We start from the raw sequence: 26,041 nt of genomic DNA on the forward strand, positions 1-26,041 counted from the left end.
CGTTTCTGGGGGCTTTTCCATTTTCATGCGCTCATCTGCCTGTCAGTCCTGCCCCAGTTGGCGCTTGAGCCAGGCCTTGAGCGCCGGGGTCGGCGCGCTGATCCCCCGCCACTGGCCGTGGGCATCGTGAAAATCCTGAAGAAAATCCTGGGGCAGGGGAAAGGTCACCAGGTCTTCGGCCTGCTCGGAATTGCGCCGGACCAACCGGACAAGCGGCGGCGACTGCCAACTGTCCACCACAAAGTAGTGGGACACGTCATCCTTGGAACGCACAGGGGGATATTCGGAGTGCCAGTCGTTGTTGCCCCATTCCAGATACATGGTCACGGCATGTTCCGGGGTCAGGTTCCAGTCGATATGGTGCAGGGAAAAATCCTTGAGTTCCGCCATGACGGTCTCCTTGCAAGCTTCGGGTATGCTCCTTTCAGGCAGATAATCACTGCTGCCCCGGCGGGCAAGGCTCACGACGCATCTTTCCCGTCCGCAGCCTCGGCCTCTTCCCTGTCCTCCAACTGACGCCGGATTTCCTTGCCCGCCACCACAGCCTCGGCACGGCGGGCGCTTTCGGCCTGGGCGCGGCGCTGCCTGCGCACCTTCTCCAGCCGATCCTGCTGGGCCTGCTCGCGCTGCTGGCGCGCATTTTCCAGAAGCTGCTCGCGCTTGCGCTCAAAAACCAGCGTGCTGCGCAGAGCGGCCACGCCCAGAGCCACCACCGTGACAATGAGCAGGAGGACTTTCTGGATGGACCAGGGATCCGAACCGATGATCTCCCTGAGCCAGCCAAGCCCCAGACTGTCTCCCCAAAAAACCACTGCCGGAACCCCGGCAAAACAGAGCAGCAGTCCGGCGGATTCCACCCAGAGCGCGGTTTTGGCCATGGTCAGGCCAAAAAGTGTTCCGTCGCGCACAAGCCGCAGGGTGCGCAAACGCCTGCGCAGCCTTTTCAGCAGGCGGACAAGCCTGGGCAGTTCTTCCTGGGCGGCCAAAAAACTTTCCACCTTATTGAAATTGCTTGAAAAAGCTCGGTTGATAATGCCCGCGCTCTCGTTGAAATTGGCGCTGAACTCCCGCAGGGCCGTGGGGAAGGGAAACCACGATGCCTCGTCGCGGATTTCCTGCAAAACTTCCAGGCAGTGCATGTAGCGGCCGCGCAGGGTTTCAATTTCATTGGTGATCTGCTCTTCCAGTTCTTTTTCCACACCGGGGCATTCTTCCACCACGCGCAAAAAGGCGCTGTAATTGTTGGTATTGGAAAGATTGCCAAGATATTTCAGCTTGCTGTCCAGCGACGCGCGCGCGGGATGCTCCGGCGCAAACCAGGCATTGAGGCGGCTTTCCATCGCATTGATGCGCACGCGCACGGCCTCGGCCTTTTTTCTGGCTTCGTCCCAGATGTCATACAGCCTGCCGAGCACCAGCAGCCGTCCTCTTTCCAGAGCAGGGTCGACAAGCGCGCGGTTGAAGTATGTTCTGTCTTCCTGAATCAGGGCCGCAAGCTGCTCCAGCACCGACTCGGCAAAACCCATTTTGATCTTGCACAAAATTTCCCGATACCGGACACCGCGCCACTGGGGCATGGCACGGAATATCTGCGCATACTGCGCTATGGCTGCGGTGTAGCGCCCCTGCTCCTCGTTCAGGCGGGCCTGGAGAAGCTCATTCCAGGCCTGCACGGCCTGTGACGGCGTGAGCATGGCCGCATCCCGAAAGCTTGCGGCCGCACGGGTGAAGTCATTGCGCTCCAGCAGCACGAACCCCTGAAGCATGCGCAGGCGCGGATCGCGCTGGTAGTTGGGAATGGCCTGGTTGATCTTTTTTTCCATGTCTGACAGGCCTTCCGGCGCTGTCTTCATGAGTTTTTCCAGCAAATCCCAGGCAGGGCTTTCGTCCTGCGGCTGCACCTTGTCTCCGGGGCGCGGCTCGCGCCCGCCGTGACGCCACATGTCCGCCACATTACGCAACTGGCAAATGCCGTTGAGATTGAGAACCGCGCGCATCACCGTGCCCACGGCATCCTTGCGCGCCATCAGGGCTTCGTACCCGGCCAGCCCCTCCTTCATCAGGTTCTGCTCGATTTCCCGAAAACCCTCGTTGATGGCTTCAAGGCTCAGGGAGTCCAAGTCTTCCCAGACGGCCTGGGTTCCCCCCTTGGCGCAACGCGTCGGGCAGGCCGCAGCCTCGTGCCCGGGCAGACCGCAATAAACGCAGCCCACTCCGGACGGGGACGGGGCCGTCAACTGCCCGGCCATGAGCAGGGGCAGGGTGCGGGCGCTGATGCGGTTTTCGTCCAGCACCACATTGCACCAGTCGTCCACGGTTTTCTGTTCGCTGCTGTAGCGCAGGTCGCGCACCGTGAAACCTTCGCCCAGAAGATAGGCATTCCTGTAGCTCAGGTAGGGAAAGTCCGGCATGAGACTGTCCCACTGCAAGCCGATCTTTTTGGGCAAATCCACGTTGAAATTGAGGTTGTTGCGGTCAGCCACCACGCAGGCGCAGGGCCAGTGCGCGCCTTCGGCATTCTCCTTGTCAAAGCTGCTCAGGTACTCGTGCATGAACGTGCGCAGCATGAGCAGATTGTCCACCGAAAGCATGACAAAGCCTTCGTGCACCAGAAACTTGATTTTGTGCTTTTGCAGCAGGCTCTCCAGCCTCTGGAACATGGCGGGCCATCCGGCCTGAAAGTTTTTGTCCAGAGGGCTGCCCAGAGGATGCACAATGGCAAACCAGGCGCGGCTGGAAACAAAGGGCATGCGCACGTCAACGGCCATACTGGCCCAGTCCACCCTGCTCATGCCCTGGCGGCCGGAACTCGGCTCGAAGCTGATACCCGGCAAGCCTTTTTTGTCTTCACGGCTCTTGGGGTGTACCCAGATATCCAGCTTGCCCGCCGCCAACAGCATCTGCCCGTGCAGCGAACCGTCAATGAGCAGATTGGCCTCGCGCTTGCGGCCCAGTTGCAGCCGCCCCGGAAAAAGCTCCATGCTTACCGACAGTTCGTTGAAGTTGGCCCAGACCATCAGGCGGGCCAGGGCCAGAAAGGCATCGTCGGTAAAGAAAAACCAGAGGGCCTGCTCGTCGTCCTCGCACACGGGCATGCCGCCGTAGTTGAACAGCGTCTGCCGCACCGTGGGGTCAGGCTTGTTCTGCCAGCAAACCCAGAGCGTATGGCCCATGGCGGCCATGCGCACCTCGGCGAATTCGGGCATTCGGGACAGCAGGTCTGATATCTGGGCCATGCACAAAATCCTTTGTGGCGGCGGGCAAGATGGGGTAAACTCGACCGCAAAGGAAAAATCAGGACAGACGTATGGACATTACCAAAACTCTTCAGGAACTCAAAGCGCGCCCCGGCTTCAGCCAGCATGTGGGCATGATGCTCGTTCACAACGGCGTGGTGCGCGCCTGGTCCCGCAAGGGGCATACTCCCGTAAAATCCGTGCAGGTTTGCCCGGACAGGGCAAAAATCACCGCCCTCTGCCGCGAAATGGAACAGCGCCCCGGCATTTTTGCGGTTCTGGCCGAAGCCGCCGAAGGCACGCTCCTGCCGGGGGATGACCTGCTCTTTCTGGTGGTGGCCGGGGATATCCGCGAGCACGTCAAACCTGTGTTGGCCGAACTGCTGGACCGCATCAAAAGCGAAGCCGTGGTCAAGCAGGAGCAGGCATGACGCCACCGTGTTGCGCGCGAAAGTACGCCCTCTCCTGCTGTATCGGCACAAAAAGGAAAAACATGCCCCGGTGAAAGAAAATTTTCCGCACAAACATTCGCCTTGCCTTTTGGGCATGCCTGCTATATATGCATATGGTCAAAGCCCGTATGCAAAGCGTACCGGCTGCCTCTCGGCAGATATTGGGCGAACCTTGGGCAAGTGTACATGACTCGCCGGATCCCCAAAAAGCAATGATTTTTCGGCACAGGCATTGCGAAAATTTCCCGACTTTGCCTCGCAGTGCCCGCGCGCAACGCTTTGACGGCGCAGCGGCAAGGCGCCGTCCCTTCCGGTATCCACCGGCATGCCATCTATTTTTCAGGAGACATGATGACAGCACGATCCTTGTTTGCAGGCGCTCTTCTGCTCTGCGGCTCGCTGGCTCTGGCCCTGCCCGACTGCGCGGAGGCAGCCCGCATGGGCGGCGGGCGTTCTTTTGGCGGCAAACCCTTCATGAGCACCCCCGCTCCGACTCCCCGCCCGCAAGCCACCCAACCGGGCGTCAACCAGGCGCAGCCGCGCCAGCAGCAGGCTGCGGCGGCCACGGCAACGCGCCCCGGCGGCACGTTCGGGGGCATGGGCGGTCTTTTCGGCGGCCTGCTGGCAGGTACGCTGCTCGGCTCCCTGCTTTCCGGAAACGGGTTTTCCGGCGGCGGTTTCATGGACATTCTTCTGTTTGGCCTGCTCATCTTTCTGGGCCTCAAGCTGTTTGCGGCTTTCCGCAACAAGCAGAACCCCACGCAGGCTTCCGCATCCGCCGGGGCTCACGGTTCTTCCGGCATGTACCGGGAAAGCGCCGGCCAGAACGGCTGGGATGCTCTGCGCGCGCAGCCTCCGTCCGGAGCGGGCCTTCAGGGAGCGGACAGCGCACAGCCCGCCGTACCCCAGGGCTTTGATGTTGAAGATTTTCTGCGCGGCGCAAAGATGGTATACAACCGCCTGCAGGAAGCCTGGGACAAGCGCGACGTGAGCGACATCGCCCAATTTGCCACCCAGGCCGTGCAGGATGAGGTCCGCGGGCAGATGCAGGACGATCCCCATCCCTCCCGCACGGAAATCCTGCTGGTCAATGCCCAGTTGCTGAGCGTGGAGGAAGAAGAAGGCAACCAGTACGCCCAGGTTTTCTTTGATGTTCTGCTGCGCGAGAGGCCGGATCAGGAAACGCCCTCCTCAGCGCGGGAAATCTGGCACTTTGTGCGTCCGACGGCTGGCGGCAACTGGAAGCTGGACGGTATCCAGCAGGTTTCGTAACGCAAACGAAGAATGAAAAGAGGCGGGCTGAACACCCTTCAGTCCGCCTTTTTCTGCGGGAAAAACCATGAAAAACTATGTGAAAAAGCACGACAAGCTGATGCGTCATCTGGACATGACTATCGAAGAAGCCACGCCCGAATACGCCAAAGTCAGCATGCCCCTGAACGAATGCCACAAAAACGGCATGGGCATTGCCCACGGCGGCGCAATTTTTTCTCTGGCCGATGTGGCCTTTGGCGCGGCGGCCAATGCGGGCAAGGAATACAGCGTGGTCAGCCTGTCCACCAGCATCGAATACCTGCGGCCGGGCAAAATCGGGCCGCTGACCGCAGAAGCCTTTGCGGTGCGCAACGGAAAACACATCCAGAATTATGAAGTGAAGGTTTTTGACGCCTCCGGCGAGATGATCGCCCGGTGCATGGCCTCGGGCTTCCAGACGGACATCCGGCTGCCGGACTGAACGCGGGGATACACTGTGCGGCTTTTTGTCACAGATATCCGCTCTCTGGAAGATCCGGATCTTTTCCGGCGCGGCCTTGCCCGCGTTCTGCCCGAGCGCCGGACGCGGGCCGTGCGCCATCTTTGCGCACAAGACCGCTGCCGTTCGCTGGGGGCGGGGCTGCTGCTGGAGTACGCCCTGCGCGCCGCAGGCATTGAACCCGCCACGGCAAACATACAGCGGGACTCTTACGGCAAACCTCATTGTGCCGCCCATCCCGCCTGCCACTTCAACCTCTCCCATGCCGGGCACTTTGCCGTCTGCGCGCTGGGAGCCTTGCCCTGCGGGGTGGATGTGGAACGCATCTCCGAACTGGACGGAGTGGAGGCCGCGCTGCATCCTGACGAAGTGTTCTGGCTGCACGGCTTTTCGCCGCGGGAACGCCCCTTTTGCTTTGCCCGGCTCTGGACGCGCAAAGAGGCATTTCTCAAGGCCACAGGGCGGGGCCTGAGCCTGCCGCCACACAGTATCAGCGTTGTGCCGGGATGCTCTCCAGTCTGGGAGGGGCGGCACTTTTCCCTGCGCGAGCATGCGCTGCCGGGGCATGTTCTCTGCCTCTGCCTGCCGCAACATGCCCCTTTTCCCGAACCGGAAATGCGCGATATGCGCACACTCTGCGCATGATTCCGCCTTTGCTCCGAAGGGAGAGGCGTACATTACGCCTGCTTGGCATTGCCGGAAGACAGCGGCTTATCCCTGTCATCGCAGAGCAGGTGTAGGGGATGCGTTGGGGCGTTGGCCATATCATAGGCAAAAAAGCCCAACAAAAGTTGCAGCCCAACAATGATCATGGTGCCTGCCAGAATGGCCGTGCCCGCAGGAGTGGCAAGCTGCTGCTCCAATGCATTCCACCAAGTGAAGCCGCCGAACAGACAGCCCCAGACGGTAAAAAACAGGCCCAGCAGCAGTTCCAGGGACGCCAACGAAAGATCGCGCAGAAAATAACTGTAAAAAATGCGCTTCACCATGTTGGCGCAATGCTTGAAAAGGAAGCGCCCCACACTGCCAACTATACTCAGGTTGCTCTTTTCATCGCCGTAGCGCGCTGCCATTGGGATGTCCACCACCACGGCGCGGATGATGTTCAGGCGGAAAAGCATGTCCGACTCGAAAAAATAGCGCTTGTCAATTTTTTTGAAATCCAAATGGCTTGCGACCTCCCTGGCAATGGCCGTGTAGCCGTTGGTAAAATCGAATATCTGCCAGTAGCCGGTGGAAAATTTGGAGAGGAAAGACAGCACCACATTACCGAAAATACGTATCTTGGGCATGCGGAACACATGGTCCAGATCGTAGAATCTGTTGCCCTTGGCATAGTCGGCCATACCCCGGCGGATGGGGGCTACAAAGCGGGGGATGAGGGCCGGATCCATTTGGCCATCGCCGTCGATCTTGACTATGATTCTGTTTTCCGGCTCTTCAAGCGCCGCACGATAGCCACGCATGACGGCCCCGCCCACACCGAGATTTTTTTCGTTGAAGAGCACACGCACACGAGGATCACTGACTTTCTCCTGCACCAGACGGCCTGTGCCCTCAGGGCAGCAGTCGTCCACCACATAAACACGACGCACATCCTGTCCCATACGCTGCAAGACATCCAGAATGTGACTGCGGCATCGGAAACAGGGAACGACAACGGCAATGCCGTATTCACTCATGGTGCACCTCAAAAGGGTTTGTGGTCAGCGCAGCACTGAGGGTTTCCCAAGTGCAGAAGCCGCGACGCTCGTAATACAACTGCCCCGCATGCGGCCTGTCCCGGCGCTGTGACAAAACAGCCTGCGTCTGTTGTGTGCCTGTAAAGAGATAGCGCAGAGCCACGGGGAAAAAAAGCCCCAGCCAGGTTTTCCACTGGGAAGGATAGCGCAGGCAAAGCCGTATACAGCGAAGGCGCAGCGTCAGAGGAAGGGGCGTGTGCAGCACAGGGCCGTTGCAGGGCAGAGGCAGCATGGCGCGGAACAGGAGCCCGGAGCATCGGTAACCGTTGTACAGCGAAAATTGCCGGATGCGGCTGACGGATTTTTTTTGTCGACATGCGGCAACTACGGCAGCCGCATGCACCGTGTCGTGATCCGGATGGCCGCCTTCCCATGCGGGAATATAGACCGTTCCCACAGGGGCAAGCTCGGCCAGCAGGCGAACCAGCCAGCGGCAACAATCCGCATACTGCTCGTACAGTCTGCCGTCCTTCCAGGAATATTGGCAACCGGGAAAGTGCACATGCTCTGCCGCGATATCCAGTTCGGCCAGCACGGCCAGCGACTCCCGGCAACGGCGTTGCGCCTGGGGGCCGCCATCGGTCAGGTAGACGCAGTGGACAGCATCGCCCCGGCGGCGATGCTCGTGGAGTGCGGGAAAAACCCCGTACTCATCGTCCTGGTGCGCAAAAAGAAAAACAGTATTCATTCAAACAGGACACATCCGCCCGTGCCGGAAGGCCGGGAAGGCGGCTGCCGAAGGCATGGGGAGATTGCAAAAAAAATTTCCTTGAGCGTTTGTTTCTGCCAGATTATGTATGCCTTGGCAACAAAACGCTGTCCGGCGCATCCGGCAGATTCACCTTCTCACGAAACCGTTTGATGTTCAAACCGAGAGCCTTCCCCATGCCACGCACCATACTGGCCGACTGCCTTTTTGTCCTGATCGCAGGGGTGTTTTGTCTGGCTGCCCTCAACGGCACGCTGAGCATGAACCCTCGGGCCGTCAATATTGACAGCGACCTGCAATGGTATGCCCAAATTCTGGAAACGCGCCTTCACCCTGAAGTCTTTGCCGCCGACCCGCTGGTTTCCCTGTTTCCGCACGATCCGGGAGTTCCCAACCTGCTCACCAATCTGGCGGGCTGGCTTTCCCCCACAGAGTACGCCCCTACCAACCTGCTGTACGCAGGCAGCTTGGGCATCTTCCTGCATTTTCTCATGTATTATGCGCTGGGGCGCTGGCTGTTCGACAGGCCTTCACTGGCGGCGATCCTTTCGCTGCTCATGAGCATTACGGTCTACTGGGCCTACGGCACCTTCTGGGGCAATCTTCATTCGGACCCCATACCCAGAATCTTTTTCGCCGTTCTCTGGCCGCTGCTGCTCGTCGGAGCCTGCCTTGCTGTGCGCCGCACAGCCCTGCGCCCCCTCGTGCTGCTGCTGACAGGCTGCGCCATCACCGTACATACGGTCAGCACGCTCATGGCCGGGCCCATGCTGCTCATGGCCTTCGCCCTCCTGCCGCAGGGACAGCCGTGGCGCAAACATGCCCTCCATTGGCTGGCGGGCGCGTGCTGTTTCGCCTTGCCTGTGGCCGTCTACCTCTGGTGGTTGCTGGGCGGCATGCTCGTGCAACCCGGCGATGAGGCGCTCTTCGCCCAGGTGCGTGCATTTCGGTTTGCCGAGGATTTTCAGGACCTGTGGCGTTCGCTGTGGGACGTTCTCACGCAGTACAGTTTCCTGCAGCCGATATTGCCCGTGGGCACGCTCTGCTGGTGGATTGCCTGGAAAAACCGGACCCTCCTCTCCGAACGGCTGCAAAGCCTGCTGGCGCTCATACCCGGAATGGTGCTGGGCATGGCGGGCATGTGCGTGATCTGCGCGCTGGAGATATGGCTGGCCTCTGCCCTCGGCCACAACAATACAAGTCAGGAAATTCTGCGCGGCACGCGCTTTCTGGTTCCCCTTTGCTGGCTGATGGTGACCGCGACGCTGACCCTTGTCTGGCCGAGAGTACCTTCCCTGCTGCGGGGCGGCGCGGCGCTCGGCTTGGCTGTCTGCCTGTGCCTGTTCGTGCAAGACAAGCAGGTTCTGGCCGCCCGGCACTGCCTGGCCGAGGTTTCGGGCCTCGCCATTTTGGACACAACCGAAGCTCGAAACATGGTCCGGGCCTCGACCTTGCAGATGGAGGCGCTGGCGGCCTTGCGGCAATACATTCAGCCGGAAGAACTGGTCTTCAGCAACAACAATCTGATGGCCGTGCGCTACGCGGCCCATTGCCCCATGGTTCCGGTGCACAAGGACGGCAATATCATTTATTACGCAAAAGAACCGGAAATCGCCCGGCGCTGGGTGGACATGCAACGCCGTATGGCCGCCACTCCTCACGGGTGGATCACGGTGTGGAAAGAAGGCGAAGCCCCCCTCCTGCTGACGCGCAATGTGGAATATCGGGAAAGTTTGTTGGCGGTTGGCGATATACTCTTTGAAAATGCGGAATGGCTGCTGCTGCGCCGCCGCTAGCCACAGGTTCCCGGTATTTTCCTCCATCGGTATTCCGCGCCTGCGGACTGCGCTATGAGGTTACCCGCGGCCTATCGCCTGCCGCGTCCCGCGCGGGCAATGAGCTTTTTCAGCGGAGCGAGGATACCCGCGTTGAAACTCAGATACTTGTGAGCAAAAAAGGAATAAAAAGTAACGATGCCAATAGCCAGCACATGGCAGACGACCTCCACATCCAGCAGGGCGCGCGAGGGAAAGAGCCACAACCCCACACACAGCAGCCCCCTGGCCAGCAAAGTGGTCAAAACGGTGCCGATGCCGGCGACAGTGGCAAAGGTGACGAACTGGGCCACCAAAGGCCGCCCGTGATAGTGGAAATTGAAAATGCAGTTGAGGAAAAAGTTGACAAAAATGGCAGCAGCCGAACCAATGAAAACTGCTTGGCCGTACGGCACTTCACAGAATGCATAGAGCACAAAGCCACCTGAGAAGCTGACCAGGGTGGCAATGCCGCCGAAGAGCAGAAAGCGGAGAAACTGCGGGTCGAGCAGCAGAGCCACGGCCCTGTGCACAAGCGTATGCAGCATGGATATGCCTTTTGAGGGCACAGTGCGAACCCCGCCTTGCTACAGAAGAAACAGGGAGGCCATGCCCAGAAAGATGAAGAATCCCGCGCCGTCGGTGATGGTGGTCAGAAAAATGCTGGACGCCTGCGCGGGGTCACGGCCCAACGCGCGGAACACAAGAGGAATGGAGCCGCCAGCCACAGCCCCCAGCAGCATATCGCACAAAAGCGCGCCCCCCATGACTGCACCCATGCCCATGTGCCCGGTAAAAAATCCGGCCCCCGCAAAGGCCGTCAGGGCCATGACAAGGCCCGTGACCATGCCGATCTTGCCTTCACGCAGCACAGCCATCCAGGCTTTTTTCTGGTCAAACCTGTCTGTCGCCAACTGGCGGATCATGACGGCCAGCGCCTGCTGCCCCGTATTGCCCGCCTGATTGGCCACCATGGGCATGAGCACGGCCAGCGTGGCCATTTGGGCGATGCTGCCCTCAAACATATAGACCACAAAGGCCGACAGCGTGGAATTGAGCATGTTCACAAACAGCCAGGGCAGGCGCTTGCGCACGCTCTCCACCCACGGCGTGTCCACGCTTTCCTCCGGGTCCGCGCCCACCATGCCCAGCATGTCCGCGCTGGCCTCGTCGTGCATGATGTCCATGATGTCGTCGTAGGTCACAAGGCCCATGAGGTGCCCCTCGGTGTCCACCACGGGCATGGCCAGAAAATTGTAGTGGGACAGCAGGCTGGCCACCTCGCGCTGTTCCGTATCGTGGGTCACGCTGATGACATTCTGCCCGGCAACCGCTTCGCCCACAACGGTTCCGGGCTTGGCCAGCATCAGGTCGCGCAGCGAAAGCACGCCCATCAGAATATGCTGGCTGTCCACCACATAGGCGTAATAGGGGCTCTCCTTGTCGGCCATTTCACTGCGGATATGGGCTATGGCCTCGTCCACGGTAAAGTGGGTTTCCAGCAGGATGATTTCCGTATTCATGACGCCGCCCGCAGTGTCCGGATCGAAATTGAGCAGCGTGCGCAATTCCTCCGAATCCTCGCGGTCCAGCTTGTCCAGCAGGGCGTCGCGGTGCTCGTCCTCCAGTTCGTCCAGAACGTCCACGGCATCGTCCGGAGACATTTCGGCGATGATCTGGGCGGCCATATCCCTGTCCAGGCTTTCCAGCACGTCCACAGCCACGCTTTCGTCCAGCTCCACCAGGACTTCCGCGGCGTCTTCCGTGGACATGCGGCTCAGGGCGCTGACCTGCCCTTCAAGGCTCAGATTTTCGAGGTGGGCGGCAATATCCGCCGGATGAACGCTGGCGGAATCGGTGAGGTGAAAGTCCGGCTCTGTCTTGCGGCTCGCGGCGGCAGCTTCCCCTTCGGCGCAGGCGTCAGCAGGCAGAGGCATCCCCTCTCCGGGCACGGGCAAAACCGCAGTTTTCCCCCGCTCTGCGCACACAGAAAGGGCGGCAGGCTCCTGCTCCGGCGAAGGGCCGGAAGGCACTGCTGTCTTTTCGGGGAGGTCCGTCATGTTCGCATCCAACGCATTGTCGCCGTTTTTTCGGGAGAAGGCGCCACAGCAGGAGGGCTGCTTGACGCAGGGGGCAGGGCATCCTATTTTAGCTGCCGCCGGTCTTGCGGGGCGCGCCGTACCGACGCGAAAGCTGTACGGGTGCCGGGCTTTTGCCGCCTGCCGCAAAAGCGCCCCATTCTGTAACACGGGCAATCTGTGGGGACAAGCGCAATGTTCACGCCCTGGAATTCCTTTTTTTCTCCCGAAGGGCGCAGCCTTTTGCAACGGAGCATTGACCTTGCCCTGGACGAAGACGGCCCCGAACTGACAGCGCAAGGCATTTTTGCCGAAGATACGGCTTTGCGCGCCGTTATCCGGGCCAAGGAAGACACTCTGGTCGTGGGCCTGCCCGTTATCGGAGAGGTGCTCACGAGGCTCACCAGGGACTTTCGCTGGAAAGCCCTGGCGCAGGAAGCCACGCCCGTGCCCGCCATGACGCAGGTGGCCGAGATCACCGCCCCTGCCGTGGCCCTGCTCAAGGCGGAACGCGTCATCCTCAATTTTGTCTGCCATCTTTCGGGCATCGCCAACCTCACCGCGCGCTATGTGCGGGAACTGGAAGGCACGGGAGTGCGGCTTCTGGACACGCGCAAAACCACCCCCGGCCTGCGCTGGCCGGAAAAGTATGCCGTGCAGGCCGGAGGCGGTTGCAACCACCGCAAAGACCTCACAGAAATGCTCATGCTCAAGGACAATCACATTGACGCCGCAGGTTCTGTCACGGCTGCGGTACGGGCCTTGCGCGCGCGCTACGCGCCCTGCCCCCCCATCGAAGTGGAATGCCGCACACTGCTGCATGTGCGCGAGGCGCTGGCCGCCGGGGCTGACCGCATCATGCTGGACAATATGGACGCCCCTCTTCTGGGGGAGGCCCTGGCGCTGATCCCCCCCCAAACAGAGGCGGAGGTGAGCGGCGGCGTTTGCCTGGAAAATATCCGCGCCATTGCCCGCACAGCCCCGCGCCCGCCGGATTTCATCTCCGTAGGGCGGCTCACCCATTCCGCCACGGCGGCGGACTTCAGCATGCTGCTCCTGAATCCGCAAACGTGACCAGTATTTCCGCACCCCGCGAAACCATATGCCGCAGGCATTCTTGCACCGAGGACGACATGTCAGGAACCCACAGGGCCATTGCCGCCATCAAAAAGCAGCTCGGGCCGAAGCTCTGCATCATGGGGCACCATTACCAGAATGACGCCGTGGTGCGCCATTGCGACATTGTGGGCGACTCGCTGGAGTTGGCCCGCCGCGTTCCCGATGTGGACGCCGCCCACATTGTCTTTTGCGGCGTGTACTTCATGGGAGAGTCCGCCGCGCTGCTGACCAGGCCGGGCCAGGGCGTCCACCTGCCCGATCCTGACGCCGACTGCATCATGTCGCGCATGAGCCCGGCCCCGCTGGCCCGCAAGGTGCTGGAGCAGCTTTCCGCCACCGGGCGGAAAGTCCTGCCGCTGGCGTACGTCAACACCACCGTGGCCCTCAAGGCGGTGGTGGGAGAATACGGGGGAGCCGTCTGCACCTCGGCCAACGCCGCCACCATGCTGCGCTGGGCTTTGGAGCAAAGCGACAGCGTTCTTTTTCTGCCGGACAAAAATCTGGGCGAAAATACCGCCAATGCTCTGGGACTGGACAAAAGCCAGCGCCATGTCCTGCGCCTCTGCTCCCGTGGCCTGCAAGACCCCGCAGCGCCGGAACAGGCCCGCAAGCTGCTGCTCTGGCCCGGCTGTTGCGCCATCCACGCCCGCTTCAAACCGCAGGATGTTGCGAGAATGCGGGCGGCCCACCCCGGTTGCCGCATCATCGCCCATCCCGAATGCCGTCAGGAAGTCATCAATGCCTGCGACGGCGCCGGCTCCACCTCCTTTCTCATTCAGGAGGCAGCCCGCGTGGCCGCCGCAACGCCCTCGACGCCGCTGGTCATCGGCACGGAAAACAATCTTGTTCACCGCCTGGCCAAACGCCATCCGGACTGCCGCATTCTCTCTCTGGGGCAGGCCCTGTGCCCCGACATGGCCAAGGTGACGGAAGAAAAGCTTCTTCAGCAACTGGAACGCATTGTCAACGCAACCGCTGTTCCTCTGGAGGTTCCGCCCGCCCTGCTCGCTCCGGCCCGCCTCTCCCTGACCCGCATGCTGGACGCATGCGCGAGGTTGCCATGACCAGATCCCGCCGCCATGTTCCCGTGCTGGTCATCGGTTCCGGCCTTGCCGGTTGCGCGGCAGCCCTGACCATTGCCGACTCCGGCTGCGAAGTCCTGCTGATCAACGCCGGGGACAGGCTCTCCGACGGCAATTCCCATCTGGCCCAGGGCGGCATCATCTATCGCGCCGAACCCGCCCCCGGTAAAAACGACCAACGCGCCCTGGCCGCAGACATTCTGGTGGCCGGGCACAAGTGGAACAGCACCAAGGCCGTGCGCCATCTGTGCAGGCAGGGGGCGCACTGCGTGGACGAAATGCTTGTCCGGCGAGCCCGCGTACCCTTTGACCGCAACTCCGACGGCAGCTTTCACCTGACCCGCGAAGGCGGGCACTGCGCGCCGCGCATCCTGCACTGCGCCGACTATTCCGGCAGGGCCATCATGGAGGGGCTGGAAGCCCTGGTCACGGTCCATCCCCGCATCACCCTGCTGCACGGGCGGGCGGCCATCGACCTTCTGACCAGCCGCCACCACGCCAAAAACTCCCAGCACCGCTACGACGTGAACAACCGCTGCCTGGGAGCCTATGTGCTGAACATGCAGACCGGCGAGCCGGAAACCATCCTTGCCGACTGGACCGTGCTGGCCACCGGCGGCGTGGGGCAGATTTTTCTGCACTCCACCAATACGCGGGGCTGTGTGGGCACGGGCGTGGCCATGGCCTTTCGCGCGGGGGTGGATCTGAGCAATCTGGAATTCATGCAGTTTCACCCCACCGCCCTGTACGAGGAGCGCAGCAACCGCCGCTCGCTGATCACCGAAGCCATGCGCGGCGAGGGAGCCCGCCTGCTGGACCATACGGGCCACGCCTTCATGCGCGACTATGACCCGCGCGGCGACCTTGCGCCCCGCGACGTGGTTTCCCAGGCCATGATGGACAAAATGCTCCACAGCGACGCGCCCTGCCTTTTTCTGGACGTGAGCGGCGTCACCCAGGATCTGCCCACGCGCTTTCCCACGGTGTACGAAAAATGCCGGGAAGCGGGCATCGACATTCTGCGCGAACCCATCCCCGTTGTGCCTGCGGCGCACTATTTCTGCGGCGGCATCCTCACGGACACGCGCGGGCGAACCTCCCTGCGGGGCCTGTACGCCGTGGGCGAGTGCGCCTGCACCGGCCTGCACGGAGCCAACCGTCTGGCCAGCACCTCACTGCTGGAAGCTCTGGTCTGGGGCATGAGCTGCGGCAAGGATCTGGCCCGCCGCATTCCCCTCGAAAGCGGCCTGCCTGCGGCGCTGGTCGCGGCCATTCCCGACTGGCAGCACGAAGGCGACGAACGCCATGACGACCCTGCCCTGGTGGCCCAGGACTGGGCCAACATCCGCAATACCATGTGGAACTATGTGGGCATTGCCCGTACCCACGCCCGCCTGCGCCGCGCTTTTGAAGACATGCGCAACCTCGTGCGCCACATCCACGATTTTTACAAGCGCACGCCCATTTCGCGGCGGTTGGTGGATCTGTTCCACGGCTCGCAAACCGCCTACATCATCACCCAGGCCGCCCTGCGCAACCGTACAAGCATCGGCTGCCACCGCCGCGTGGACTGAGCACGGCAAAAAAAGCGGGCACAAGGACTGTCATGAAAAAACTACTTCTTGTCTGCGCTCTGACGGCGCTGGCCGCAGCCGCCATTCTGGCTCCGGGCATCGGGCTGAAAGCGCGCGTGGAAAGCGCCGTCCTGACCTGCCTCGAAGGCATGGGCGCAAGCCACTCCCCTGCCCTGCTGGTCACGGCGGGGGGAGTGACCTTTGACCCTGCCCGGCGCAGCGTCCGCCTGCAGAACGTCATGGCGCGCGCCCATGCGGGGCAGGACGTATCCGTCTACAGCGCGGCCGAAATCTCCTTCACCCTGCCGTGGCGCGTGCTGCCCGCCTTTACCCCGCTGCGCTCCCTCCTCCGCACGGAAAACATGCTGCCTGTGGCCGGGGACATCACAATCCTTGACCTGAAAGCCTCTACAGGCTCGGGCCATGCGGGCGCCCGGCGCATTGCCGTGGACGTGCTGCGCGCCCAGGGGAATTTTTTGTGCGACATGCTGGACGGGCAGCCTGCGGACGCGGCCACGGCACTGCACCGCATGGGTGCGGACACTGTCGCCCTTTCTTCCTTCACGCTGGCAGAGCCTCTTGCCCAAGGCATGCACCGGCTGAGCCTCGCCACAGCGTGGATGGAGGGGTGGCAGCAGGCGCGCATTGCCCGCATGCAGTTCGACGGCCTTGCCCTGCATCTGGGAAAGGACGAATATTTTCGGTGCAACAGTCTGGAACAAAAAGATGTCCACCTGCCCGAAGAAGCCCTGCTGCGCCGCCTGTGGGCCGCAGCAGCGCACGCGCAGGCAGATCCCGCAAGCCTGCACAACCTGTCCGCTCTGGGCGACGAAATTTTGTCTTCTCCTGTTCCCCTTGTGGCGCAGGCCCGCGCCACGGGGCTGGTGTTTGTGGAAAAGCCGCATGCGGCCGCCATCAGGGAAATCCGTTTTGACTGGATGCCCGGCAGCCCCGCACGCACAAAAGCCGAAATTCTCGGGCTGGACGTGCCCGCTGGCCTGCTCAGGGACGCCCTGCACATTTTGGGGCCGGCATTGCGTGCTGACATGACCTTTGAAAACGTGATCCTTGGCCCGTCCACACACCAAAAAACCCTGACCTTCAAGGCCGCGGGGCTGGGCGACGCTGTGTGCTCCCTCACCGTGCGCGCCTCCGGGGCAGGGGCGGCCGCGCTGTGGTTCGCCAGCTTCAGCGACATTTCCCTGACTTTTACAGACAACGGCCTTCTGGCCTGGATCGGGCGCAATATCAGCCCTGACCCCGCTCTTGCGGCAACGTTTCTGCGCAGGGCGGCGGCACTGCCGCACCTTGCTCCCACACAGCAAAACGCCGGACTGCGCGCCGCCCTGCAAACGTTTGCAGACAAACCCGGTACGCTGGAAATCCGCAGCCTGCCGGGAAAAACCCTGGATGCGAGCCAGAGCCTGACGCTTCTGCACGATCCCGGCTCCCTGTTCCGCCTTGCCGCTGTTCCGGGCACACAGGATCTGGAGGAGCAGATCCGCGCCCTGAATCTTCCCCCGTCCGGCCCTGCCCGCCCGTAACTTTTTTGCAGCCCATTTGAGGTATCGCCCATGCTCAACAAATTCCGTCTGCTCACTCCCGGCCCCACCCCCCTGCCCGAACGCGTGCGTCTGGCGCTGGCCAGAGATATGGTGCACCACAGAAAAAAAGAATTTGCGGCCGTCATGGAGCGGGTGCAGGAGCGCCTGCGCACGCTCTTCGGCACGCAAGACACGGTGCTGCCCCTCTCCTGCTCGGGCACCGGAGCCATGACCGCCGCAGTGTACAGCCTGTTCGCGCCGGGGCAGAAAGTGCTTGTGGTGGAAGGGGGCAAATTCGGCCAACGCTGGCGCGAGATCGCCGTATCGCGGGGGCTGGACGTCAGGAGCATTGACGTGCCCTGGGGGCAGGCGGTGCAGCCCCAGGCCGTGGCCGATGCCCTCCGGGACGACCCGTCGCTGGCGGGAGTGCTTCTTCAGCATTCGGAAACCTCCACAGGCGTGCTGCATCCCGTGCGGGAAGTGGCCGCCGTCACGCGAAAAAGCGCGGCCCTGCTGCTGGTGGACGGAATCTCCGCCGTGGGCCTGACCCCCTGCCCCATGGACCAGTGGGGCATTGACTGCCTGCTCACCGGCTCGCAAAAGGGCCTCATGCTGCCGCCCGGACTGGCCCTGCTGGCCCTTTCGCCCCGCGCCTGGGAGCGGGCGGAGAAACAGGCGCCGGGCTGTTTCTACTTCAACCTGCCCGGAGAAAAAGCCAAGCTGGCGCAAAAGCAGACCCTGTTCACCTCTCCGGTCAATCTCATCGCCGGCCTTGACGAAAGCCTTGCCGTGCTGTTGGAAAACGGCCTTGACGCCCTGTACGCCAAGCAGTGGGCGCTGACCATGCTGGCCCGCACAAGCCTGGCGGCCATGGGGCTGAAGCTTTTTGCCCAAACGGATTTTGCCTGGGGCATCACCAGCGTGCTCCTGCCGGACGGCATTGACGGTCGGGAAGTCCTGCGCCTGGCCGCAGAACGGCACGGCGTTTGCCTGGCTGGCGGCCAGGACCATCTCAAGGGCCGCATGGTGCGGGTGGGCCATATGGGCTGGGTGGACTGGAGCGACCTTCTGGGCGGCCTGTACGCGCTCAACCAGAGCCTCAAGGATGTCGGCGGCTACTGCGCCTCGCGCGATTATCTGGAACAGGGCATGGCCGCGTACCGGGCGGCGCTTCAGGGGCAGCCGGGGCAGGCCCTGCCGCCCATGCTGCACAGCTAGAGGCTCTGCCGCCCGAGGGCCTTGAAATAATCCCCTGAAGGTGGGACACTGCCGCAATGCGCGCCTCCAACCCTTGAGGACACTGCCATGAAAAAAGAAGACCATACCGGCCCCATGCCGGAAGTGACCTTTTCCACCTTTGTGCTTTCTCTGGCGTCTTCGGCTCTGGTGCATCTGGGCGAAGTGCCCAATCCCGAAACCGGGCAAACCGGTTTTGACCCGGACCTGTCCAAGCACAGCATCGACATTCTGGAAATGCTGCGCGCCAAGACGGAGAACGGCCTTGACGAGCAGGAAGCCAAGCTGCTGACCGGCATTCTGTACGAACTGCGCATGAAGTTCGTCATGAACTGCGACAGAACCGGCGCATGCACAACAGACAGTGCGCCCGCAGGCAACTGACGCGAAACGCAAAGGATACGGCATGAAAACCATTGACGTGGGGTTGGTGGGCATCACCGGGTATGCGGGCATGGAACTGGCGCGTCTGCTGGCGGGCCATCCCTCCATGCGCTTGCGCATGGCCTGTTCGCGCGCTGAAGCCGGAAAAAGGCTGGGCGACTATTATCCCTTTCTGAACGGCATGCCCGGCGCGGATACGGAAATCAGCGTTTTTGACCCGCAGCGGACCGCAGAAACGTGCGAAGTGGTTTTTCTGGCCGTGCCTGCGGGAACAGCCATGGACATGGCGGGGCAACTGCTTGCCGCAGGCGTGAAGGTGGTGGATTTTTCTGCGGATTTTCGCCTGCGCGATCCCGGAACTTACGCGGCCTGGTACAAACGCGAGCACACCCGCGCCGACCTGCTGCACAAGGCGGTCTACGGCCTGCCGGAATTCTACGCGCAGGACATTGCCCGCGCGCAGCTTGTGGCCAACCCCGGCTGCTACCCCACCTCCGTTCTTCTGGGCCTGCACGCCGCCATCAGGCACGGCCTGATCCACACCGACGACATGATCATCGACGCCAAATCCGGAACAAGCGGGGCGGGACGCAAGGCAGCCGTTCCCACGCTTTTTTGCGAGGTGGCGGACACGTTTCGGGCATACGGCCTGCCCACGCACAGACATATTCCGGAAATCGAGCAGGAACTCTCGCTTCTGGCGCAACACAGCATACAGATCACGTTTTCCACTCACCTTGTGCCCATGAACCGCGGCATCCTTTCCACCATCTATGCCCGCCTCAAAAATCCGGCAACGCGCCTCGCAGACGTGCGGCAGGCTTTTGGGCAAACCTGGCAAGACAGTCCCTGGGTGCGCGTTCTGCCCGAAGGCACCCTGCCCGAAACCCGCTTTGTGCGCGGCAGCATGTTCTGCGATATCGGTCTGGTTGTGGACGCCCGCACAGGCAGGCTGGTAATTCTTTCGGCCATCGACAATCTCTGCCGGGGCGCATCCGGGCAGGCGCTGGCCAATGCCAACCTCATGTGCAGCCTGCCCGTGAATACGGGCCTGAACAGTCTTGCGCCTCTGGTCTGAACTCCTCCCGCGAAAAACCATGCAACTGGAAAACGCTTTTCAGGATCCCCAGCTCTGCCGCACCCTGCTGCGCCGCCTTGAACAGACCCTCGCGGGGCGGCCCATGCGCTTTATGGAAGTTTGCGGCACGCATACCGTGACCATTTTCCATAGCGGCCTGCGCTCTCTCCTGCCTGCGGAAGTCGCCCACCTGTCCGGGCCGGGCTGTCCCGTATGCGTTACCCACGAGGCGGAGGTGGCCGCGTTTCTGGACCTGGCCGCGCGCGACAGGGTCATTCTCGCCACGTTCGGCGACTTGCTGCGCGTGCCCGGCCCCGGCGGCCACAGCCTCAAGCATGCCCAGGCGCAGGGGGCGCGGGTGGAGATTGTCTATTCCCCCCTGGACGCCCTGACCCTGGCCGCCGCCAACCCCGGCGACACTGTGGTCTTTTTGGGCATAGGCTTTGAAACCACTGCCCCCACCGTGGCGGCAACCATGCTCGCCGCCCGGCAGCGGAATGTGCGCAATTTCTGCGTTTTTGCGCTGCACAAACTGGTGCCCCCAGCCCTGCGCGCCCTGCTGGAAGACAGCCAGTGCGCTGTGGACGCCTTTTTGCTGCCCGGCCATGTGTCCACAGTGCTGGGGCTTGAGCCCTACGCCTTTCTGGCGCGCGATCACGGCGTTCCCGGCGTTGTCGGAGGTTTTCAGCCCGTGGACATTCTGCTGGCCCTCTGCCTCATGGCCGAGCAACTGCGCGACGGCCTCCCGGCTGTGGTCAACGCCTATCCGCGCGCGGTGGACGATGGGGGCAACCCGCGCGCACGCGCCCTGCTGGACCAGTTTTTCATAGTCAAGGACGCCCTCTGGCGGGGCATCGGACGCATCCCCCAAAGCGGCCTTGCCGTCCGCCCGGAATACGCGGACATGGATGCACAACAAAGGCTGGGCCTTGTGCTGCCCCAGGTGCCTTCCCTGCCCGGATGCCGCTGCGGCGATGTGCTCAAGGGGCGCATTGCTCCTCCCGACTGCCCGCTTTTTGCCAGAAAGTGCACCCCGGCAAGCCCTGTGGGGCCATGCATGGTCTCCACCGAAGGCAGTTGCGCGGCCTATTTCAAATATGCGGAGCAAAAAATCGTATGACGCAGTGCCTTCTTCTGGACGCGGGCAGCGGCGGCAGGGCCTCCCAGCGCCTTGTGGCCCAATGCTTTGTGCGCCGTTTCGCCAACCCCCTGCTGGAACGCATGGACGACGCCGCGCTGCTTGCCGGTCTGGACGGCCCGCTGGCCATGAGCACGGATTCCTACACCGTGACCCCCCTTTTCTTCCCCGGCGGCAGCATCGGCACTCTGGCCGTGCACGGAACGGTCAATGACGTGACCATGCTGGGCGCGCGCCCGCACTATCTGAGCTGCGCCTTTATTCTGGAAGAGGGGCTGCCCCTGGAAACGCTGGAAAAAATCGCCGACGACATGGCCGCTGCCGCGCGCGAGGCGGATGTGCTCATTGTCACCGGCGACACCAAGGTGGTTCCGCGCGGAGCGTGCGACAAAATTTTCATCAATACCACGGGGATAGGAAGTGTTTTTGCCGACCCTGTCCCGTCCGGGGCAGCGGCCAGGCCCGGCGATGCCGTGCTGGTCAGCGGCGCTGTGGGCGACCACGGCCTGACGGTCATGGCCTGCCGGGAAGACCTTTCCTTTCTCTCCGATGTGCGTTCGGACTCCGCGCCCCTCAACCACATGATTGCCCGTGTGCTGGACGCTGCGGGAAAAGTCCATGTGTTGCGCGATCCCACGCGCGGGGGGTTGGCCACCACGCTCAACGAAATTGCCGAACAGTCCGGCGTTTCCATCCTGCTGGACGAAGCGGCTGTGCCCGTACACGAAAACGTGCGCAACGGCTGCTCCTTTCTGGGGCTGGACCCTCTGTATCTGGCCAATGAGGGCAAGTGCATCTGCATTCTGCCCGAAGACCGCGCCGCAGCCGCTCTTGACGCCATGCGCGCCTCTCCATACGGCAAAGAAGCTGCGCGCATCGGCACGGTGCAGGAAGGGAGACCGCAGGTCAGCCTGCAAACGCGCATCGGCGGGCAGCGCCTGCTGGGCATGCTGGAAGGCGCGCAACTGCCGCGCATCTGTTGACGGCCGTCTGCCCCTTCCAGGCATACGGCTTTCGCGGTTTCCGGCCGGGGCGCGGCAGGGCGTGGCCTGCGCGCGATTTTCGGCTCCTGTGTGCTGTCTTGCAATCCGCCTGTCTTTCGGGCAAAGATGCAAAAGGTGCGCGTGCCCCGGTGCAAGGCCGGAAAACGTCCCCGCCGGACGCTCGCCTCCCTGTTTCCCTGCAAAGGAACTTCAACAACCACGGAGGTTATGGCAATGAAGCGTATTCTTGCACTGCTTGTCGTCATGGGGCTGATGTGTACCATGCTGCCCGGATTTTCTCCGGAGGCGGAGGCAAAAGTTCTGATCAAGATTGCCGGCATGAAACCGGAAGGAGAGCCGGAAACCGTTGGCATGCACCTGTTTGGCAAATACCTTGACGAGCTTTCCAAGGGCAAATACGAAGTCCAGGTTTTCCCCAACAGCCAGTTGGGCAAGGAAGATGCCTATATCGCCGCCACACGCAAGGGCATCATCCAGATGTGCGCCACGGGCACGCAGACTTCCGCGCTGCACCCGGCCATGGCCATGCTGGAAACCCCCATGCTGTTCGACAACCTCGATCATGCGCGCCGGGCCATGGAAGGCAAGACCTTTGAGCTGATCAACGAAGGCTTTACGGAAAAATCCGGCCTGCGCACCCTCAACGCCTTTCCGCTCGGCTTCCGGCACTTCTATACCAAGAAGCCGCTCACCACTGTGACGGACTTGCAGGGCCTGCGCCTGCGCGTGCCCAATATCCCCCTGTACACCAATTTTGCCAAGGAATGCGGCATCAGCGGCCAGCCCATGCCCTTTGCCGAGGTGCCCGGCGCTCTTGACCAGGGCGTCATTGACGGCGGCGACAGCCCCCTGGCGGACATCGTCAGCCTGAAAATGTACGAAATCACGCCCGTGATCACCCTGAGCGGGCATATTCTGGTGATCCACTCCCTGTACATCAACGAAAAGTTCTATCAGTCCCTGCCCGATGAAGACAAACAGTGGATCAACGAAGCCGCCAAGCGCTCCGCGAACGACGTCTGGAAGATGGTGGCCGAAGGCGAGAGCAAGGCCAAACAGGACATTCTGGCCAACAAGGGCCAGATCAACACTCCTGACAAGGCCCTGCGCGACCATCTGGTGGAAGCGGGCAAGCGCAGCTGGAAGCTGTTCTACGATACCGTGCCCAATGCCCAGGCCATTCTGGACAGCGCCCACAGCTACCGCAATCCCCAATAATTCTCCGGGGCGGGCCGGAAGTTTTGCACCGACCCGCCTCCGCCCGAACCCGCCGAGGTCAGCATGCGCGACGCACCGTCTTCTCCCCAGCCGCCCAACAGCACGCCAAACGACCGGTTGGACCAACCCCCCTCCTCTCCCAGCGGGGAAAACAAGGGACATCTCCTGTTTGAATGCTTTTGCGCAACCATTTTTCTGGGCATGATCGGCCTTGTTTTTTACAACGCCTTTCTGCGCTATGTTTTTTCGTCCAGCTATCCCCCCAGCGAGGAATGGGCGCGTTTTCTCTTTATCTACATCACCTTTTTCGGCGCCATTGAAGCCTTTTTCTACAAAAAGCACATTGCCGTGGACATGTTCGTCAATCTTCTGCAGGGCACTTCCCGAAAGACTGCGGACATTGCGGCATCCCTCTGCGGCATTTTTGCCCTGGGGCTTCTGCTGTACGGCGGCGTCGTCAATGTGTGGCAGACGCTGGATACCTATTCCGTGGCCACCAATGTCAATATGGCCCTGATCAACGGCACACTGCCCCTCATGGCGCTGGCTGCCCTGATCATGCAGGTGCATGCCCTGCTGGGCATTCTGCGGCGGCCGGCCTCGTCATTTCACAAGGGCTAGGAGGCAGGCATGGAACTTTTCATTTTTCTCGGTTCCCTGTTCTTCTTTCTGGCCCTGGGCATTCCCATCGCGCTGGTGCTGATTCTCTGCGCCATTGTTCTCATGTGGCATTCCGGCATGTGGGATGCCATGATCATTCCGGGGAGCATGCTTGACGGAGCCAACAATTATCCGCTCATGGCCATTCCCTTCTTTGTGTTCGCCGGAGAAATCATGGCAGCGGGCGGGCTTTCCCAGCGCGTTGTCCAACTGGCCCAACTCATGATCGGCCGGGTTCGCGGCGGCCTCGGCTATGCCGCCATCATCGCCAGCGTCATTTTTGCCGGGCTCATGGGCAGTTCCGTAGGCGAGGCGGCGGCCCTGGGCGGCCTGCTTCTGCCCATGATGAAGCAAGTGGGCTACAATCCCGGACGCGCCGGAGCCATCATTGCCTCCGGTGCCATTCTCGGCCCCATCATCCCGCCCAGCACCAATTTCATCTTGCTGGGCGCGACCATCAGCGGCCTTTCCATCACCAAGCTGTTCATGATCGGCCTTGTGCCGGGTGTGCTCATCGGCCTGTCCCTGATGGTGGTCTGGTTTTTCATTGTCCGCAAGGACGGATATACCGAAACCATTACCTTCACCCGTCAGGAGGCGATCAGGATTCTTGTTGACGCCACCCCGGCCTTTCTCATGCCCGTGCTGCTGCTGGGCGGCATACGCTTTGGCGTGTTCACGCCCACCGAGGGCGGAGCCTTTGCCGCCATCTACGCCATTGCGGTGTGCATGCTGTACTACAGGGAGCTGTCTTTCCGTGAGCTGCTGCGCGTCAGCGCACGCGCCGCCCGCACTACAGCGGTGGTCATGCTCATTGTGGCCACAGCCACGGCCGTGGGCTGGTTCATCACCATTGCCCAGATTCCCAAGCAGATGACCTCGCTGTTCATGCCGTTCATCGACAGCCCTGTGATCCTGCTGCTGCTTATCAATACGTTCCTTTTCCTCATCGGCATGGTCATGGACCTGACGCCCAACATCCTGATCTTTGCGCCGGTGTTCTACCCTCTCATCATGCAGGCGGGCATAGACCCCTACTACTTCGGCCTGCTTTTCATCCTCAACCTCGGCATCGGCGTCATCACGCCGCCTGTGGGCACGGTGCTCTATGTGGTCTGCGGAATCGGCAACATCAAGATCACGGAGCTCATCGTCAAGCTGATTCCGTTCATCCTGATGGAAGCGGTCATGCTCTTCCTCCTGCTTTTCTTCCCCAAGCTGTCCCTTGTGCCGCTCAACTGGCTCATGGGAGGAAACTGAAAAACAGCCCCCTGAACCGCCCATGCGGTTCAGGGGGCAATGCCAAAGGGCACGGCAGTCCGCGCGCAAGCAATCGGGATCAGCGCAGGGCGGCGTCCGCCTGCCCCAGATCCTCCAGCACCAGCGTGGGCTGGCGCTCCTCACGGGCAAGGTCTTCCCTTGTCGCCTCGCCGGAAAGCACCAGAAAGAAATCAATGCCCGCGTTTTCGGCCAGCTTTTTGTCGGTGCTCAGCCTGTCGCCCACCATGACCACCTCCTGCCTGGCGTATGTTTTCCACAACGGTGCGAGAACAGCGGGGTCCGGTTTGCCGAAAATTTTCTGCGGGCGGCGTCCCGTTGCCGCCGCGTACAGATGGATCAGGCTGCCCACGTCAGGCAGCGGCCCTTCTGGCGAAGGGCACACCATGTCGGGATGCGTGGCAAAAAAGAGGACGTGGCTTTTCTGGAGCAAAAGGGCGGAACGCGCCAGCTTGTGGTAGGTCAGTTCCGTATCGTAGGCCAGCACAACGGCCTGCGCCCCCTCCTCGTCAAGCCGCAGTTCCGGCATGCGTTCCCGAAGGTCGCGCTGAAAGTCGGCATTGCCCACAGGGTAGACGCAAAAAATGCCTTCGGCGCGCAGATGCTCCACCAGCGGAACCACTGGCGAGAGAATGTGCTTTGCATGCGCGGGAATGCCCATGCTGTTCAGCTTGTGCACATAGCTTGCGGGAGATTTGGACGTATTGTTGCTCAGAAAGAAAAAATCAAGGTCGTGCCAATGCCGCCGGACAAAGTCCACAGCCCCGGTGATGGGCAGATGACCAAGATACAGGGTTCCGTCCATATCCAGCACCATACAACGCTTGTTCTCCCACCCCATGTGCACACTCCGTCAGCATGTTTTTTGGCCGGTCTTTCCGCGCGAAGCGAAAAGCGGCGTCTGGACAAAGGCATGAAAATGACGCTACAGAAAAGCCCGTT

Annotated in this window: 24 protein-coding genes; 17 read left to right on the forward strand and 7 right to left on the reverse strand. The window is 61.7% G+C overall.

Annotation, left to right across the window (positions count from 1 at the left end):
* Window positions 1–42: 42 nt before the first annotated feature.
* Both EII23_RS04125 and EII23_RS04130 read right to left on the reverse strand, forming a co-directional pair.
* A complete protein-coding gene (locus EII23_RS04125) occupies window positions 43–390 on the reverse strand; it encodes a DVU0772 family protein (protein ID WP_124792117.1) in 348 nt (115 codons plus the stop codon).
* Between the two features lie 71 nt (window positions 391–461).
* Window positions 462–3,236, reverse strand: a complete 2,775-nt coding sequence (locus EII23_RS04130; protein WP_124792118.1) for a lipopolysaccharide assembly protein LapB — start codon at window positions 3,234–3,236, stop codon at window positions 462–464.
* Window positions 3,237–3,307: 71 nt separating this feature from the next.
* On the opposite strand from EII23_RS04130, the gene EII23_RS04135 reads away from it, so the two are divergent.
* The 4 genes from EII23_RS04135 (at window position 3,308) to EII23_RS04150 (ending at window position 6,086) form a co-directional block, all read left to right on the forward strand.
* Window positions 3,308–3,667 (forward strand): molybdenum cofactor biosynthesis protein MoaE, encoded by a 360-nt coding sequence (locus EII23_RS04135; RefSeq protein ID WP_124792119.1) that lies wholly within the window; start codon window positions 3,308–3,310, stop codon window positions 3,665–3,667.
* A 372-nt stretch (window positions 3,668–4,039) separates the two neighbouring features.
* On the forward strand, window positions 4,040–4,960 hold the full coding sequence (locus EII23_RS04140; protein ID WP_124792120.1) for a Tim44 domain-containing protein: 921 nt from the start codon (window positions 4,040–4,042) through the stop codon (window positions 4,958–4,960).
* A gap of 67 nt (window positions 4,961–5,027) precedes the next feature.
* A complete protein-coding gene (locus EII23_RS04145) occupies window positions 5,028–5,423 on the forward strand; it encodes a PaaI family thioesterase (protein ID WP_124792121.1) in 396 nt (131 codons plus the stop codon).
* A 15-nt stretch (window positions 5,424–5,438) separates the two neighbouring features.
* Window positions 5,439–6,086: a 4'-phosphopantetheinyl transferase superfamily protein gene (locus tag EII23_RS04150; protein WP_124792122.1), complete on the forward strand. Its 648-nt coding sequence runs from the start codon at window positions 5,439–5,441 to the stop codon at window positions 6,084–6,086.
* A gap of 32 nt (window positions 6,087–6,118) precedes the next feature.
* On the opposite strand, the gene EII23_RS04155 is transcribed toward EII23_RS04150, so the two are convergent.
* A complete protein-coding gene (locus EII23_RS04155; RefSeq protein WP_124792123.1) occupies window positions 6,119–7,123 on the reverse strand; it encodes a glycosyltransferase family 2 protein in 1,005 nt (334 codons plus the stop codon).
* Complete coding sequence (locus EII23_RS04160) at window positions 7,116–7,871, reverse strand: PIG-L deacetylase family protein (RefSeq protein ID WP_124792124.1); 756 nt, start codon at window positions 7,869–7,871, stop codon at window positions 7,116–7,118. The genes EII23_RS04155 and EII23_RS04160 overlap by 8 nt, the downstream gene beginning before the upstream one ends.
* Window positions 7,872–8,068: 197 nt before the next feature.
* On the opposite strand from EII23_RS04160, the gene EII23_RS04165 reads away from it, so the two are divergent.
* The gene (locus EII23_RS04165) at window positions 8,069–9,688 is read left to right on the forward strand and encodes a hypothetical protein (RefSeq protein WP_124792125.1); all 1,620 of its coding nucleotides are present in this window, start codon (window positions 8,069–8,071) and stop codon (window positions 9,686–9,688) included.
* Between the two features lie 71 nt (window positions 9,689–9,759).
* On the opposite strand, the gene EII23_RS04170 is transcribed toward EII23_RS04165, so the two are convergent.
* Both EII23_RS04170 and mgtE read right to left on the reverse strand, forming a co-directional pair.
* Window positions 9,760–10,254 carry a GtrA family protein gene (locus tag EII23_RS04170; RefSeq protein ID WP_124792126.1) on the reverse strand — a complete coding sequence of 165 codons (495 nt, stop codon included), beginning with the start codon at window positions 10,252–10,254 and terminating at the stop codon, window positions 9,760–9,762.
* 39 nt (window positions 10,255–10,293) lie between these two features.
* A complete protein-coding gene (gene mgtE / locus EII23_RS04175) occupies window positions 10,294–11,766 on the reverse strand; it encodes a magnesium transporter (RefSeq protein ID WP_260424587.1) in 1,473 nt (490 codons plus the stop codon).
* 213 nt (window positions 11,767–11,979) lie between these two features.
* On the opposite strand from mgtE, the gene nadC reads away from it, so the two are divergent.
* The 12 genes from nadC (at window position 11,980) to EII23_RS04235 (ending at window position 25,081) form a co-directional block, all read left to right on the forward strand.
* Window positions 11,980–12,858 carry a carboxylating nicotinate-nucleotide diphosphorylase gene (nadC, locus tag EII23_RS04180; protein WP_124792127.1) on the forward strand — a complete coding sequence of 293 codons (879 nt, stop codon included), beginning with the start codon at window positions 11,980–11,982 and terminating at the stop codon, window positions 12,856–12,858.
* 59 nt (window positions 12,859–12,917) lie between these two features.
* A complete protein-coding gene (gene nadA / locus EII23_RS04185) occupies window positions 12,918–13,967 on the forward strand; it encodes a quinolinate synthase NadA (protein ID WP_124792128.1) in 1,050 nt (349 codons plus the stop codon).
* Window positions 13,964–15,559 (forward strand): L-aspartate oxidase, encoded by a 1,596-nt coding sequence (gene nadB / locus EII23_RS04190; protein WP_124792129.1) that lies wholly within the window; start codon window positions 13,964–13,966, stop codon window positions 15,557–15,559. The genes nadA and nadB overlap by 4 nt, the downstream gene beginning before the upstream one ends.
* A 32-nt stretch (window positions 15,560–15,591) precedes the next feature.
* Entirely contained in the window at window positions 15,592–17,103 is a 1,512-nt protein-coding gene (locus EII23_RS04195) for a hypothetical protein (protein ID WP_124792130.1), read from the forward strand.
* A 30-nt stretch (window positions 17,104–17,133) separates the two neighbouring features.
* Window positions 17,134–18,321 (forward strand): alanine--glyoxylate aminotransferase family protein, encoded by a 1,188-nt coding sequence (locus EII23_RS04200; protein WP_124792131.1) that lies wholly within the window; start codon window positions 17,134–17,136, stop codon window positions 18,319–18,321.
* Window positions 18,322–18,408: 87 nt separating this feature from the next.
* Window positions 18,409–18,723 (forward strand): DUF1844 domain-containing protein, encoded by a 315-nt coding sequence (locus tag EII23_RS04205; protein WP_124792132.1) that lies wholly within the window; start codon window positions 18,409–18,411, stop codon window positions 18,721–18,723.
* A gap of 22 nt (window positions 18,724–18,745) precedes the next feature.
* Window positions 18,746–19,801, forward strand: a complete 1,056-nt coding sequence (gene argC, locus EII23_RS04210) for an N-acetyl-gamma-glutamyl-phosphate reductase (protein ID WP_124792133.1) — start codon at window positions 18,746–18,748, stop codon at window positions 19,799–19,801.
* A gap of 19 nt (window positions 19,802–19,820) precedes the next feature.
* A complete protein-coding gene (gene hypD / locus EII23_RS04215; protein ID WP_124792134.1) occupies window positions 19,821–20,921 on the forward strand; it encodes a hydrogenase formation protein HypD in 1,101 nt (366 codons plus the stop codon).
* Window positions 20,918–21,922, forward strand: a complete 1,005-nt coding sequence (gene hypE / locus EII23_RS04220; protein WP_124792135.1) for a hydrogenase expression/formation protein HypE — start codon at window positions 20,918–20,920, stop codon at window positions 21,920–21,922. The genes hypD and hypE overlap by 4 nt, the downstream gene beginning before the upstream one ends.
* Before the next feature lie 234 nt (window positions 21,923–22,156).
* Window positions 22,157–23,161: a TRAP transporter substrate-binding protein gene (locus EII23_RS04225; RefSeq protein ID WP_124792136.1), complete on the forward strand. Its 1,005-nt coding sequence runs from the start codon at window positions 22,157–22,159 to the stop codon at window positions 23,159–23,161.
* 63 nt (window positions 23,162–23,224) lie between these two features.
* Window positions 23,225–23,782: a TRAP transporter small permease gene (locus tag EII23_RS04230; RefSeq protein ID WP_124792137.1), complete on the forward strand. Its 558-nt coding sequence runs from the start codon at window positions 23,225–23,227 to the stop codon at window positions 23,780–23,782.
* A gap of 9 nt (window positions 23,783–23,791) precedes the next feature.
* Window positions 23,792–25,081: a TRAP transporter large permease gene (locus EII23_RS04235; protein ID WP_124792138.1), complete on the forward strand. Its 1,290-nt coding sequence runs from the start codon at window positions 23,792–23,794 to the stop codon at window positions 25,079–25,081.
* A gap of 79 nt (window positions 25,082–25,160) precedes the next feature.
* Here the strand turns inward: EII23_RS04235 and EII23_RS04240 are convergent, their stop codons facing one another.
* Window positions 25,161–25,940 carry an HAD-IIA family hydrolase gene (locus EII23_RS04240; protein ID WP_124792139.1) on the reverse strand — a complete coding sequence of 260 codons (780 nt, stop codon included), beginning with the start codon at window positions 25,938–25,940 and terminating at the stop codon, window positions 25,161–25,163.
* Between the last annotated feature and the right edge of the window lie 101 nt (window positions 25,941–26,041).

Origin of the sequence: Desulfovibrio sp. OH1186_COT-070 (genome assembly GCF_003860215.1) — a bacterium.
In the GTDB taxonomy this organism is placed as follows: Bacteria; Desulfobacterota; Desulfovibrionia; order Desulfovibrionales; family Desulfovibrionaceae; genus Desulfovibrio.